At 42.0% G+C, this 14,269-nt stretch carries 15 protein-coding genes; 7 read left to right on the forward strand and 8 right to left on the reverse strand.

Annotated elements, in window-relative coordinates; translation table 11 throughout:
• Positions 1-32: 32 nt before the first annotated feature.
• Positions 33-761, reverse strand: a complete 729-nt coding sequence (locus tag HC026_RS07090) for a GntR family transcriptional regulator (protein WP_168925297.1) — start codon at positions 759-761, stop codon at positions 33-35.
• A 159-nt stretch (positions 762-920) separates the two neighbouring features.
• Here HC026_RS07090 and HC026_RS07095 point away from each other — a divergent pair, with 159 nt between their 5' ends.
• Positions 921-1,430 carry an aminoacyl-tRNA deacylase gene (locus tag HC026_RS07095; protein WP_168925298.1) on the forward strand — a complete coding sequence of 170 codons (510 nt, stop codon included), beginning with the start codon at positions 921-923 and terminating at the stop codon, positions 1,428-1,430.
• A gap of 212 nt (positions 1,431-1,642) precedes the next feature.
• Here HC026_RS07095 and HC026_RS07100 read toward each other — a convergent pair whose 3' ends face one another.
• Positions 1,643-2,302 (reverse strand): HD domain-containing protein, encoded by a 660-nt coding sequence (locus tag HC026_RS07100; RefSeq protein ID WP_168925325.1) that lies wholly within the window; start codon positions 2,300-2,302, stop codon positions 1,643-1,645.
• Positions 2,303-2,541: 239 nt separating this feature from the next.
• Between HC026_RS07100 and aroD the strand changes: the two genes are divergently transcribed.
• Positions 2,542-3,294, forward strand: a complete 753-nt coding sequence (aroD, locus tag HC026_RS07105; protein ID WP_168925299.1) for a type I 3-dehydroquinate dehydratase — start codon at positions 2,542-2,544, stop codon at positions 3,292-3,294.
• Positions 3,295-3,491: 197 nt separating this feature from the next.
• On the forward strand, positions 3,492-4,424 hold the full coding sequence (gene rbsK / locus HC026_RS07110; RefSeq protein WP_168925300.1) for a ribokinase: 933 nt from the start codon (positions 3,492-3,494) through the stop codon (positions 4,422-4,424).
• 93 nt (positions 4,425-4,517) lie between these two features.
• Here the strand turns inward: rbsK and HC026_RS07115 are convergent, their stop codons facing one another.
• From HC026_RS07115 to HC026_RS07130, 4 genes are all read right to left on the reverse strand, one after another.
• Complete coding sequence (locus HC026_RS07115) at positions 4,518-4,883, reverse strand: rhodanese-like domain-containing protein (RefSeq protein ID WP_089121219.1); 366 nt, start codon at positions 4,881-4,883, stop codon at positions 4,518-4,520.
• Between the two features lie 2 nt (positions 4,884-4,885).
• Positions 4,886-5,413: a MarR family winged helix-turn-helix transcriptional regulator gene (locus HC026_RS07120; protein ID WP_168925301.1), complete on the reverse strand. Its 528-nt coding sequence runs from the start codon at positions 5,411-5,413 to the stop codon at positions 4,886-4,888.
• A gap of 141 nt (positions 5,414-5,554) precedes the next feature.
• Complete coding sequence (locus HC026_RS07125; RefSeq protein ID WP_168925302.1) at positions 5,555-7,402, reverse strand: hypothetical protein; 1,848 nt, start codon at positions 7,400-7,402, stop codon at positions 5,555-5,557.
• A 170-nt stretch (positions 7,403-7,572) separates the two neighbouring features.
• A complete protein-coding gene (locus tag HC026_RS07130) occupies positions 7,573-7,890 on the reverse strand; it encodes a hypothetical protein (RefSeq protein WP_168925303.1) in 318 nt (105 codons plus the stop codon).
• Between the two features lie 184 nt (positions 7,891-8,074).
• Between HC026_RS07130 and HC026_RS07135 the strand changes: the two genes are divergently transcribed.
• Positions 8,075-8,728 carry a response regulator gene (locus HC026_RS07135; protein ID WP_168925304.1) on the forward strand — a complete coding sequence of 218 codons (654 nt, stop codon included), beginning with the start codon at positions 8,075-8,077 and terminating at the stop codon, positions 8,726-8,728.
• Positions 8,729-8,951: 223 nt separating this feature from the next.
• Here the strand turns inward: HC026_RS07135 and HC026_RS07140 are convergent, their stop codons facing one another.
• Entirely contained in the window at positions 8,952-9,836 is an 885-nt protein-coding gene (locus HC026_RS07140) for a helix-turn-helix domain-containing protein (RefSeq protein ID WP_168925305.1), read from the reverse strand.
• Positions 9,837-10,243: 407 nt separating this feature from the next.
• On the opposite strand from HC026_RS07140, the gene HC026_RS07145 reads away from it, so the two are divergent.
• The 3 genes from HC026_RS07145 (at position 10,244) to HC026_RS07155 (ending at position 13,380) form a co-directional block, all read left to right on the forward strand.
• Positions 10,244-11,476, forward strand: a complete 1,233-nt coding sequence (locus HC026_RS07145) for an FAD-dependent oxidoreductase (protein ID WP_168925306.1) — start codon at positions 10,244-10,246, stop codon at positions 11,474-11,476.
• Positions 11,469-12,734 carry an NAD-dependent dihydropyrimidine dehydrogenase subunit PreA gene (gene preA / locus HC026_RS07150; RefSeq protein WP_168925307.1) on the forward strand — a complete coding sequence of 422 codons (1,266 nt, stop codon included), beginning with the start codon at positions 11,469-11,471 and terminating at the stop codon, positions 12,732-12,734. Before HC026_RS07145 ends, preA begins: the two co-directional genes overlap by 8 nt.
• A gap of 109 nt (positions 12,735-12,843) precedes the next feature.
• Positions 12,844-13,380 carry a DUF1097 domain-containing protein gene (locus HC026_RS07155; protein ID WP_168925308.1) on the forward strand — a complete coding sequence of 179 codons (537 nt, stop codon included), beginning with the start codon at positions 12,844-12,846 and terminating at the stop codon, positions 13,378-13,380.
• A 95-nt stretch (positions 13,381-13,475) separates the two neighbouring features.
• On the opposite strand, the gene HC026_RS07160 is transcribed toward HC026_RS07155, so the two are convergent.
• A complete protein-coding gene (locus tag HC026_RS07160) occupies positions 13,476-14,165 on the reverse strand; it encodes a glycerophosphodiester phosphodiesterase family protein (RefSeq protein WP_168925309.1) in 690 nt (229 codons plus the stop codon).
• Positions 14,166-14,269: the final 104 nt, after the last annotated feature.

Genomic DNA, 14,269 nt, shown 5'->3' on the forward strand with positions numbered 1-14,269 from the left:
CATGCACCTCTAGCTCGTTATATTTAATCTTCTTACTCTTCATCCAGCGTAACGAACGTATTGTAATTGAAGTAGTCGTATCGTAAACGCATGTTAGAGACTTCAAACGGTGTACCATCATCCAAGAAGAAGATACCTTCCATAATGGCAACTGGTTCTGTTGGCTTCAGGCCCAGTAACTCTTGATCTTCTTCGTTAGATGGCGCAACTTTCATCGTCATAAACGACTTGGTAACCACCTTATTTTGAACATCTTCCAAATAGTTGAAGATTGAGCCCGAAACCACCTTCTGTGACAATTCAGGTGCAATCTTGATCGGGATAAAACCGCGTTCAATCATGAAGGGGTGGTCATCAAATAACCGTAGGCGCGAAATTTCGTACACAAAATCGCCCTTCTCCAAAAAGAGATCCTGCTGCATTTCTTCATTAGCAGGCACCACTTTGAAGGATAGTAACTTAATTCCCTGGGTCTGCCCGTCACTCTTAAAACTGTCCGTAATCCCTAAATTCGAGCCTTCATAATGAAAAATCGTTTGGTTCTTCATGTATAATGGATTAATGAACGTACCAGAACCGCGTTTTTTAAAAATAATCCCTTGATTTGCTAAGACACCAAGTGCTCGCTTGATTGAACTACGACTGACGTTGTATGCTTCACTTAGGCTTCGCTCATCCGGTAGTCTTTTATCTGGAAACTGATTATCGTGAATTCGCGATTTTAAGTCATGCAATACTCTTCTGTAAACTAAATCTGCCATTCCAATCTCCCTTGCAACCAACTCACTGATTTTATAATTGAATCGAGTATAACAGATTTTAGCGCTTTCGGATAGATTGAAACGCACTATTAAGCAAATTGGTCCTTATTAATTGTTTATCTGGACTGCACCAAATTATTTATGTAAGGAATGATCAACATGTCAAAAAAGAAGAAAAAAAGTCAGTTACATAAAACGTTAGTCGAACAGATCCTCGACAAGGCTAAAATCAGCTACGAGCAAATGTCCTTTGCCACCCACGAAGCAGGTGATGTCCAGGAAATGGATATTGATGAAAGTACCATTGACCAGCACACGATTTACAAAACGCTGGTAGCTTCTGGTAAAACCACTGGTCCCGTTGTTGGCGTCCTGCCGCTAGATACACATCTGGACCTGAAAAAATTAGCAAAAGCTTCAGGTAACAAAAAAGTTAACATGGTGCCTTTGAAAGAACTCGTTAAGACCACTGGCTACGAGCATGGTGCTAACACGCCTATCGGCATTTGGGAAAAATTAAAGTACCCGATTTACTTTGACAACACTGCCAAGGAACAGGGTGAAATTATTGTTTCATCCGGTCAAATTGGCCGCTCAGTGAAGGTAAATGCTGAGGCGGTTTGTAAGCTGGTTGATGGTGAATTTACGGATTTGCTGGAAGAAGAGTAAGACAGTTCAATTTTATATAGACTAATCGGGCTGCAACAGGCAGAGAGCTGCATAATCATAAATTCAAGTTTGGGGCTCTCAACTCTTACATAGCTGAACTGGGCTACAACGAGCAGAGAGCTGCATGGAAGGCGAGGCCCCCACAAATCCAAGTTCAGGATTTATGGGGGCCTCGCCTTCCATTTCGCTCTCTAAGCGCTCGTTTTCGCACCTTAACTTAATCCATTCCACTCCGCCTTAAAATCTTCCAAAAAAGTGGTCATGGTCTTTTGCCTTCCCTTTGCGATTTTTTTCGCCACTGGGGTATTCATACTTTCTGGCAACTTCAGCAGTTTTTCGTAAAAGTGGTTAATGATTGTTTCGTTCTTTAAATTACGGTACTCCGATTTGGTCATATTGGTTCTTGGTGCGATATTTGGATCATAGATTTTCTCGCTATGATGCCCGCCATAATAAATCGCTCGAGTTATACCAATTGCACCAATTGCATCCAACCGATCCGCATCCTGCACAATTTGACCCTCCAGTGGTAATGGCTGCTGATCATCAGTTAGCGTTTTACTAAATGACATGTTGTTGATAATGAACATCACCGCTTGGACTTGATCCGGGTCAAACTCAATGCCCCTCAAAAAGTTCTCCACGTCCCGTTGTGCCGATGAAACATCCGAAACCAGCTTATCATCAATCACATCATGTAAGTAGGCCGAACTCAGGGTAATCAAATAATCTGCAGAGGGCTCTTCCGCCAACAACATTTTGGCATTGGTCACTACTCGGTTAATATGATCGATGCCATGCCCAGTAGCATCTCCTGCCAATTTTTGCGCGGTATAGTTACTAATTGCAGCTAATTGCTCAGTTGCTTCCAAATCACTCACCAATCCTTCTCAATAATAGGAAATATGATACTTTATTTTTATTAAAACTAGATTAGAATAATTTCGTCTTGAAAACTTCAAACAACTGTTTATAAAATCTATCATCAACGTCAATCTATAACATAGTGTTGCTGCGTGGGACTACTGGTTTAACATCTTTTCTTGCTTACTCTCAGCAAACATGCTAAATTCAGATGAGAAATAGATTAATCAAGGAGGCTCACATTCATATGACACCAGTATCCTTCAAGGGACTGTCGCTGGGTAGCGGCGTTCCAAAGATTTGTGTTCCAATTACGGGAGCAGATTCAAACGCCGTCATTGGCCAAGCCGGAGAAATTGTCTCTTCTTCAGCCGATATTGCGGAGTGGCGCTTAGACTACTTTAACGATTTAGAAGATACTGCAGGAATCCTTTCTACAGCTAACCGGTTAGTTGAAATTCTTGGCGATTTGCCATTAATTATCACGCTACGCGACCGCTCAGAAGGCGGTAAACGCCAGATTGCAGACGCTGATTATTTAATGTTATACACCCAAATCGTGTTACGAACAGAGGTCACTGCTATTGACGTTGAGTGGCGCCGCGAGCCTGACATTGCGGATCAGTTGATCGCTCTAGGACGCTCCCATCAAGTACGAACCATCATCAGTCATCATGAATTTGAGCACACCCCGACAAAAAGTGAAATGATTACCCAACTTAAAAAAATGGCCCAATTAAACGGTGACGTTGTCAAACTGGCTGTCATGCCTGAAAATAACGATGACGTTTTAAATCTAATGGTGGCTACTCACGACTCCAGTCAAGATATTTCGCAGCCCATCATCACCATGGCAATGGGCTCACTGGGTGCCGTCACACGAGTTGCCGGTCAAACTTTTGATAGTGTACTGACTTTCGCCACCACCTCATCATTATCTGCGCCTGGACAATTGACGGTAGACCAAACCCGCCAAATTTTGAAAATCATTGCCCACTAAATCGCTTTTTAATCTTTTTAAGTTAAACTCATGATATGAGATGGTCGTAGCGATTATGCTGGATGACAATGATAATTTTAGCGAAATTATTGAAACAGCTTACATTATCTGATATATTATTAGGTGCAAGATACGTAAAACGTTTTACCTAACATTTAATTTAAATAAATTCACAATTTGAAATGAGGTTTACTAAGATGACTAATCGTGTAACTGTAATTGGTAGTTTGAATGTGGACACAATCCTTGAAATCCCCCGTTTACCAAAACCCGGTGAAACCCTCGCTATGGGCGACCAATCCTTCGCTGGTGGCGGTAAGGGTTCTAACCAAGGAATTGCTGCTGGCCGTGCCGGTGCCGACACCTACTTTATTGGTAAAATTGGCGACGACGCTAACGGTAAGTTTATGGTGAAATCCATGACTGACTCTGGTATTAACGTAGACCAGATCACCGTTACTGATGATGCTAAAACTGGCCAAGCCTTTATCTTACTTGATAAAAACGGTCAAAACTCCATTTTGGTTTATGGTGGTGCTAACCAAGTATTGTCGACTAAAGACGTTGATAATGCGAAGGACACGATTGCTAAGAGTGATTTCATTATTACCCAATTTGAAACACCGCTTGATGTTGCTGAAGCAGCTTTCAAGGTTGCCAAAGAAAACAACGTTGTCACTATTTTGAACCCGGCTCCTGCTCAGGAAACCATTCCAGCTAGTTTGTTAGCTGTTAGTGATCTAGTCGTACCAAACGAAACTGAATGCCAAACCTTAACTGGCGTTGAGATTACTGACGAAGCTTCCATGATCAAGGGTGCTGAAAAGCTCCACGCAATGGGTGCTAAAGGCGTTATCATCACTGTCGGCAGCAAGGGTGCTTTCTACCACACTGCAGACGGTAACTACGGCTTTGTAGATGCCTTCAAGGTTAACGCCGTTGATACAACAGCTGCCGGCGATACCTTTATCGGTGCTTTAAGTTCTCAACTAAAACCTGACTTCAGCAACTTGGCTGAAGCTATCCGCTTCGCTAACCGTGCGTCATCCATCACCGTTCAACGAATGGGTGCCCACCCTTCAATTCCAACTTTAGCGGAAATTGAAGCCGCTGAAAAAGCTGATAAATAATTTTCTGAAATATTAAAAAGGATGTGTCCTCACTAATTCCAGTGAGAATACATCCTTTTTAATTATCCTATACACTTAACGTTCACTACTGATTTAAGCGATTGTTTCAATTGGCAAATGCATACCCTTCCAGCCTTCTAGGGCACATGAAAGTTCGTAAGCTTTGAAACCAGCTGAAAGCAAGGTCAGCAAAGCTGCTTTGCCCAATGTCGTACCGGCAGTCCAGTCATATACCACGTAAGTCTTAGATTTGTCCAACTCATCAAGATGGTTAGAAAGATCCTTAGCAGCAATGGCAACGGCACCTTTAATTTGGTCCTTTTTGATTTGGGCTGGGGCGTTTCTAACGTCTAACACAACGTATTTTGAGTCTGGTTTTTGCATTTCTGGTAAAACCTCGTCGTGGCCGATGTAGAGACTCATATATGTTTTTAAGAAGTTAATTTTTTCGTTTTCCATGTTTATTTCTCCATTTCTTGTTCAAGTGTCTGTGTACCATTCTGAATCTTTGCTAACAAATGTGATAGTGTAGTTAATTCATCCGAAGATAAATCTCCAAATAAGGTTTGAACTGCATCAAAATTATGTGGTAGAAAAGATAATAAAACCCTTTCTCCTTCCGCCGTCAAACTAATTAAGGTCGCTCGTTTGTCCGTGGGAGACGGTTGCTTGTCAACCCGTCTCTGGTCCACTAACCCCCTTAATAGCTTACTGACGGTTGCCCTAGTGGCACCTAATTTTTCAGCGAGTTGTAACGGCAATAACTGCTGATGCGGTGCTTCGTAAAGAAACATCAAAATAACGAATCGCGATTCCGTTAACTGGTATTTCGCTAACACCGCGTCATATTGGCGCTGCATCTCACGATATGAATACTGGAAGTTTAAAAACTGCTGTACGGTATCAATATCAATGTCGGAATTAACCTTACCGATACTCAACGCTAACCGAGTAGCATTCGGACGATCTTTGAAATTACCTTTTTCCATCTTTTTCAGACCTTTATAATTTAATTAGCCGGCTAACTATATTACATTGAACAGTATACTGACTTTAAAAAATAAGTCAAGCATACAATTCAAAAAGCGGTAAGCTCATTTACCAGAGCTTACCGCTTAACATTTCAATCATTATTTCTGTGTTTTAATCGACTGATTCTTATAGGTTTCAAGGCCAACATTAGCCGTTGCCAGCTGGTTCTTATCTGAAGCAGTGGCTTTAAAGCTAACTTTATCACCAGTCTGAATGAACTGATCAATTGGCTGGAAGGTCTTCGCTGAAGTATCCATCCGGTAAACGTGGCTGTCACCCTTTAAGATAAACAGGATCTGCTTATCATCCGGTTTAACCACCCGTTCAACAGTCCCGAATATGGTCTTACCAGTAACTTTCGGTTCAACGGTTGTTCCCGTCTTGGCGCCCACACGCTGCTGGAATATTTCCAATGTGCTCTGAGCGTCATCACCAATTGCATAGGTACCGCTTTGGTTATTGCCATCTGCCAGCAGATAAACGAACTTCATAAAGGAGTTGTTATCCCGGTCAAGCATGGAAACGACCCAAGTTGGATTGCCATTAATTCTGTAAAGTAATGGCAAGGTCCCCTTATAGTTTTGCGGATTAATATCTTGCTGAGCGTAGGAAATGGCCCGTTCTGGTGTCATGACGTTACCGTGCTCACGGTAGTAGTGAAGCGTGTTAGTTCTAGCATCCACGAAGGCATAGCCAAGAATGGAGCTTTGGTGACTATTAACACTGGTCATCCCGGTGAAGTAATAGATCCGGCCCTTATAGGCGTAAGGCGTTAACGTCTTGCCACCCTCAGTTCCGGCTTCCGTTGGCTTCATCACGTCATTATGACCACCAAAACTGGTAGCGTTCCAGAAACCGTGACGGTAACGGCCAAACATTGACACTTCTTTTTGAACCAATTCAGGTGTAGCGGCCACATCAACGAACTTTGGTACTTTATTAGGTGAATAGACCTTGACCTTACCATTAACGGTATTTAGCACCGCAACTTTGTAATGTTTAAAATCATAGTTTCGATTAAAGTACGAAATTGGCTTGGCGAGCGTTCGAACGTAGTAAGGCGTTCCGTTGTTATCAACCTCTAGCTGTGACGTATCACCAACCATGGTATACCCCATACTGTAAGCATTGATCCGCCGATCAGCGTCACGGTTGAAATAAGCACTTGGCGTATAACGCATGGATTTAGCCACGAACTTTGGATCTGCGTTCTTATCAGTGGCATTAGTCATGAAGTAGCCTGGTACTTTTTGATAGTGAATATAACGCCAGAAACCGCCAGAGAATTCAACGGGCGCCACGTAAACCATTTTGCCGTTATACATCTGAACCCGCATATGGTTTAAATCGTAAACGTTAGAGTTCTTAAAACTGTTCAGTGAGTTATTCATGTCAGTAGAAACAGTTTGCGGTGCGTTGACCACTGGGGTTTCAGCACTATTCTTGATGACAGGCATTGGCGCACCATCAGTAGAATTATTCATTTCCGTCTTAATGGAATCGACGGCTGGCTTAGGATTCATCGACGTAATCACCGAAGCAGCACTGCTCAAAATAATCACCACGACAAACGCCGCCACTGCAGCGCCAACTAAACGGCCGACCCAACCAATAGTAATGCCAAAACTACGCATCAAACGGCTAAAATAGTTGTCCTGGTTGACAGCGCGTTCCTTTACGGCATTGGGATTGAAAACGAAGCGGCGCAATACAGCCACCACCACAAATCCAGCAATTAACCACAGTAGCCAACCGTCAATCAATGACGGATAGGCTAGATCTGGCAAATTAAAGTACGTATTGATATAGCTGACAACAAATAACACGATAATGGCGATAATTCCCCACGAACGCCATCGACGGTTACTGATCCACAAGAACCAAATAAACGGAATCAATAACCCTGATAATTTAACAAGTGTGATCAAGGCAAAATAACTTAGCATGGCTAATCCTCTTTCTTTCCTGTTTCCCAAATACAGAATTTGTTAACTGTAGTATACCAAATTGTGACCGCCACTGTCTGAGAGTTCACTGCTAAACATGACACATAAAAAGCTAGCTCCCATCAAGTAGAAAACTAGCTTTAAATGATTGTATTTTAAAAAATAAACGCTTAAGAAACACTGGCAGCAAACGTATCGATCAACCGCGCGATTTCCTTAATCACCGCAATGATATCAATATGATCAGAAGCCAGACTACCAGTGGCCAGTAACTTCTCAGCTTTTGGTTTATCGGTCAATTCAATCTGATATTTTTCTAACAGCGTATCTAATAAATAGTCCGCGCTGCTTTCACGAGCTTCTTGTAGTTTGAAATCCTCAGCGTGCCCCGATTCATTTACCCAAAGCGTAAAGGTTTGCAAATTACGGCAGACGTGAGATATAAAATTTTTATCTTCAGGTGTTAGCAAATAAATACTATCGTTCATTCCGAACCACCACTCTTAATTTAAATTCATGATTCTCTCATTTTGTTTTAAGTTTAACACACCTGCATAAAGATTGAAAGAAATGGATTGGAATCGCTTACTTCAATGTGAATTCATGATATTATGAGTATATAAAATAATCATATTGTGAACTGAACAGAATTCAAGAAGGGAGTTATCCACTATGTACCGTGTGCTGATTGCTGATAATCAACCGGTGTATCGAGTCGGTTTAAAAGCCGTAATCAATGCCCAGCCAAAATTTAACGTTGTGGCTGAGGTTGATGATGCTACAGACGCCTACGTCAAGGTAGCCGACGGTGCTATTGACTTAGTTGTGATGGCAATTTCAATGCCGCCTGGCGAGTGCGGTGTTGGAGCTACTCGGCGAATTCACGAAGATTACCCTGATGTCAAAATTCTGATTAATACGTCGCATGACGAGCACCATTATATCGACGATAGTCTACACTATGGTGCGACTGGATACGTGTTAAAGGATTCTCCAGAATCTGAATTCATCGATGCGCTAACCACGGTAGCTCAAAACCACATCTTCGTTGATCAAAACATCGTGCTGACTCCCGCTGACTTCGAACGAATTGACTCAGTCCAGGCTGATGAACAACTCTATTATTATAACGCGCTTTCTAGTCGTGAGCGTGAAATTTTACCGTTAATGGTATTAAGCTGGTCAAATAAGGAAATCGCCAGCCGACTATATATCACGACCAAGACAGTAGAAGCGCATAAATCTAACATTATGCGCAAACTCAATTACCCCTCACATGCCATGCTAGTCAAATATGCCTTAAAGAATAGTCTCGTTAATTTTTAATTGCTAAACAGTGTGTGACTTAAGTCGACATCGATAAATTTTTTCTCCAGGTTCTTAACTGGAACATGAAAAATGGTCTCTTTTTGTCCAATAATTTGATCTAGCCTAAAACACAACTCAGATTCCGGCCATTTAAGACAAATAACCCCACCCCGATAAAAAACATCGGAATGGGGTTATTTGTCTTAAACTCTGGAATCTACGGAGTTGTGTCACACTCTTTCTATGCCTCCCGTAATTTCCCCTTTTCCACCTGTCGCTTCAGAGCTGCCAATTTCACCTCAACCACTTGATTTTGGTTAATTTTAGCAAATGCCATCGTTTCACTCATCAGACTTTGCACTTCGTCTGTCGGACAATGGCGTTCAATTGCGCACTGAGTTGCTAAAAATTTCAGATCCGGTAAATAAAAGGTAACGTGCTGTTCCGAGCATAGTTGCACCCCAGCTTCAATCAAACGTTGACTTTTTTCATAGCGCTTTTGGGTCATTTCAAATTCCGCGGTGTAATACACCATCATGAGCACCCGCAGGTAATATTGTTCACTATGCTGTTCCGCTGGCAGTTGATTAAGATAATCATGCACCTTATCAAAATAGGATTGCGCTCTTTTTGGCTGATGATTTCTGGCATACATCTCAGCCATACCTAGAAAACCTAAATAAGTAAAAATAGTTTTTTGTTTCGCATCAAGAACATTAAAAATCATCGACAGGTCATAGCTCACATCAATCACGTGGCCATTTGTCAGAGCCGTCATTAGCCCTCTAAGGTAATAAAACTGCATTTGTGCTACAACCGATTGAATTTGCTCTGGATTAATGGCGTTCAATTCTTCAAACGCCCGACAATAATCTTCCATCATTAACCGTTTTTCAATATCATCCAGTTGCATACTCAACTGGCTAACAGTGCTCTCCTCAGATTCGTATAATTCCTCCACTGAGATCCCCAGACGAGCACATAGTTGCGTCAAGATTGTGAGTGATGGCACATGAGTATTACTTTCGAATTTACTCAGAGTTGCTTGCGTGCATATCCCATCGCAAAGCTTACACTGAGACATTTTTAAGGCTTTTCGTCGTTTTATAAAATACGTCACGTTCATCTATCCCACCCCTATTCCTACTTGATTTGATGTCTTAATTATACTCGGATCCCATCTTGACAACTATTAGGAATCACCCTAACCCCTTGTACACCTATTCCAAAATATATTATTCAAAATTAATATGGCTTTTTTATTATTCGGCAAGATGACGAGCATTTTAAGTCCATCAATACAGCCATTGTAGCCTTTATAACTGAAAAATTAGGGTTTTATATAATTTTTTATATTGAAAAGCGACTTAAAATATACCTCATATTCACCAAATATCATGATTTATATTGTGCATTTTAAACGCGTTTTTGCAACCTTTATCAGCCTCATGCTATTCTAAAACCATCAGATATGTGAATTTTTACACAATTGTTTTTGCACTAATAATTCTCAATGAAGTGAGGCCGATTACCATGACTAAAAAGTATGAAACAGAAGCTCCAGGCTACACCATGACAACGGTAATGGAAGAAGCAGCTCGTTGCCTGTTGTGTCACGACGCACCATGCTCCGCTGCTTGTCCAGCACATACGGATCCCGCAAAATTTATTCGTAGTGTCCGCTTTCGTAACGTTAAAGGTGCTGCCGAAACAATTCGAGAAAATAACGCGTTGGGTGCCATCTGCGCACGAGTTTGCCCAACTGAAAAGTATTGCGAACTGGCTTGTTCAAGAAGTGGTATCGATGTTCCTATTGATATTGGTGGTATTCAACGGTACGTCACTGATTTTGAACAAGCAGCTGATATGCACATCCTGCATAAGGGGGATAGCAATGGCATGCACATTGCAATTATTGGTAGTGGTCCTGCAGGTTTACAGTCAGCAACTACTCTACTAGAAAAAGGTTACAGCGTTGACATCTACGAAAAAAACGCTAAAGCCGGTGGTTATCTCACCTATGGTATTCCTGAATATCGTCTGCCAAGTAACATTGTTGATTACGAAATCAAACGTATCACTGATATGGGCGCTAACATCCACTTTAATACCGTTATTGGTCAAGATATCACCATGGATCAGCTTAAAGCTGACAATGACGCTGTAATTGTTGCTATCGGTGCAAGTGAAGCTAAAATCTTACCAATCTTTGAAAATAACGATGCCGTTGAAACCGCCGTCTCCTTCTTGGCTAGAACTAAAGAAGCTAAGGGCAACATTGAATTACCTAAGGATGCCTTAGTTATTGGTGGTGGTGACGTTGCCATGGACGTTGTGACAACCCTAAAGAATTTGGGCGTTGAACATGTCACTGACGCAGCTTACGAACAATTTGACGAATTCCGTGCTTCGAAAAAAGAACTTGCCGGTGCCGAACGCGAAGGGGTTACGATCATTGACGGTTACATTCCAGAAAGTGTTGATGGTCACACCGTTACTCTCAAACATCGACACATCAACAGCAAAATGACTATTGAAGCAGACGCAATCATCCTAGCTATTGGCCAAGAAACCAATGCGAAGAACCTCGGCATCCGTCTTGAACACGGCGAAGCGCCTTCCGCAGGTTACAAGACCCGCGATCCAAAGGTCTTCATCACAGGTGATATCGCACAAGGCGATAAAACCGTTGTTTACGCCGTTCAAAAAGGGAAAGAAGTCGCCGATGAAATCGACAGTATTTTAGGAGGCAACCGTCATGATTAATAAGGACTTATCAATTGATTTTTTGGGTGTTCACTTTGAAAACCCCTTCTGCCTATCGTCTTCACCTGTAGGTAACTGTTATGAAATGTGTGCTAAAGCCTTTGATGAAGGTTGGGGCGGAATCGTCTTCAAGACAATTGGACCAGAAGATTTTGAAATCGATGAGGTTTCACCACGGTTCGATGAACTGACTAAGGAAGGGACCCCTTTTGTCGCCTTCAAAAACATGGAACAAATTGCCGAACATCCGCTGAAACAGAACTTGGCCGATTTAAAGAAATTAAAGGAAAACTATCCTGATAAAGTCGTGATTGCTTCTATCATGGGACCAACTGAAGAGGATTGGGAAGAATTAGCACGCCTGGTTACTGAAGCCGGTGCCGACATGATTGAAATGAACTTATCCTGTCCACAAATGACATCTCACGCCATGGGTTCTGATGTTGGCTCTAATCCGCCATTAGTCGAGAAGTACTGTAAAGCGGTTAAACGCGGTTCAGATTTACCAATGATGGCTAAAATGACGCCAAACATCACTGACATGGTACCAGCCGCTAAAGCTGCCATGGCTGGTGGCGCTGACGGGATTGCTACGATTAACACCGTGAAATCCATTGCCAACGTTGACCTGGAAAAGAAAACGGCATTACCAATCGTTAATGGTAAATCATCCATTTCTGGCCTTTCTGGTAAAGCCGTTAAACCAATTGCATTGCGGTTCATCCAACAATTACGGGTTGCTTCCGGCTTGGAACAGTTACCTATTTCTGGGATTGGTGGTATCGAAACTTGGGAAGATGCCGTTGAATTTATCCTCATGGGTTCTACTACGCTTCAAGTCACCACTTCGGTTATGCAATATGGGTACCGAATCGTTGAAGATATGAAAAACGGCTTAATGCATTACATGGAAGAACAGGGTGTTGAACACCTTTCAGAACTTGTCGGCTTGGCAAATAAAAATATCGTGCCAGCCGAAGATCTCGACCGGAATTACAAGATGTACCCTGAAATTGACTGGGATAAATGCATTGGCTGTGGCCGTTGCTTCATCAGTTGCTACGACGGTGCTCACCAAGCAATTTCGTGGGACGAAAAAACTCGTCGACCATCAATCGATACTAGCAAGTGTGTCGGCTGTCACCTCTGCGCATTAGTTTGCCCAGTGCATGCGATTCACCCAGGCAAAATTGTGATGAAGGAAGGCCGGGAAGGCGACCCTTCGAAGATTGATGTTGTCTCACAACGACTTAATTAAACTTTATCGTTAAGCGCTAATATAGTAAACTGCTACTAAGCTGAAAAGCCAGTCACTGAAACGACATAAGTGTTCAGGTGACTGGTTTTTCGTTAAAGGAGTGGACATCATGAAAATTAGTAAAGACGTCTGGATCTCATCCATCGGGGTTGGACTGACCACCCTCATCTTTTGCCTGATTTCTGGCTCATTTCACCTGTGGATGAGTGGTGCAGCCTTCATTGCTGCTTCCTACTTTTTTGGTGCCGGTGCACCAATGGATAAGGTGTTAAACATTTCTATCAGTTTTCTATTCGGTATCGCACTAGGTTGCTTCTGCCTGTGGATCATCAGTTTCCCCACTTTAGGTGCCGTGATCCCAAGCGCAATCATCTTCGGCTTTTTGACCTTCTTGGTTTTGTTCCTGCAAGGGACTGTTCTGAAATTTGCGGTAGTTCCTGCCTGGCTGTTGGCTTGGGGGACAACAATGCTGATCATCACCAACATTTCAATCAAGAGCTGGCCCGTATTTCTGATTCAACTGGTCGTCTCCATGTATCTGGGTGTTTACCTGATTATCATTGGGTCTAATTACTTCTCGAAGTGGATGTATAAGTTGTTTCCGGACAAGAAGCCGAAACATGCACAAGAATATGAAAAAGAGTAACCAATTTTATCATTCAGTTGATTAATTTTTAGAAGTCAGTGACGATTGTCGCTGGCTTTTCGAATACAGAAAAGTCCTGATTCAAATCCTTCGAGTTAAACAACTAATAACTGATCTCGCATCATCATGGCTTTTTCAAAATCATCCGTAAAGATACCATCAACATCCTGAGAAAACAGCTTCATCAGCTGTTTTTCGCTGTTAACCGTCCAAATCCGTTCAATCAGCCCTTCGTCAGCTTGCACGCGATGTAAGTGCAGCCCGTTTAAGTGTTCCTTTATCATAAATTGAAGCGGTTCGCGAACTGTGCGTGCTGATAAGAAACAATAGTTTTGACTATCGTCTAACACCTGGCAACGCTTTAAACTCGCCAAATTGAATGAAGAGTAAATAACAGGGTGCCGTAAATAAGCTTGATTAACTTGTTCCAAAACGATTTCTTCAATACCTTCGTAGTGAATCTGATCCGTTTTAAATTCAAGATTTAATATCACATCAACGTTTCTCACTAGCTCTAATAACTCATACAACGTTGGGATAGCTTCCCCATTACTCAATTTAAACGTCCTTAATTGTTCATAATCATAATCACATATCCGGCCTTTTCCATCCGTCGTCCGATTAATTCTTTCATCATGCATAATCACTGGTAACCGATCACGGGTTAAATGAACATCAAATTCCAGTCCTTCAACGTTGTGCTCAACAGCATACCGAAAACCCTGCATTGAATTTTCTGGAAACTTTGCAGGAATACCTCGATGACCAAATATCAAAGTTGACATGATGTAACCCCCTGTTAGTCTTTAACTCGGTTAGTGGTAGTGACTTACTTACAAACCTAGTGTAAACAAGCACCTTATCATTCCTGCATGAATTATGTAACGAT

It is taken from the genome of Secundilactobacillus angelensis, from assembly GCF_012641075.1.
Taxonomy (GTDB): domain Bacteria; phylum Bacillota; class Bacilli; order Lactobacillales; family Lactobacillaceae; genus Secundilactobacillus; species Secundilactobacillus angelensis.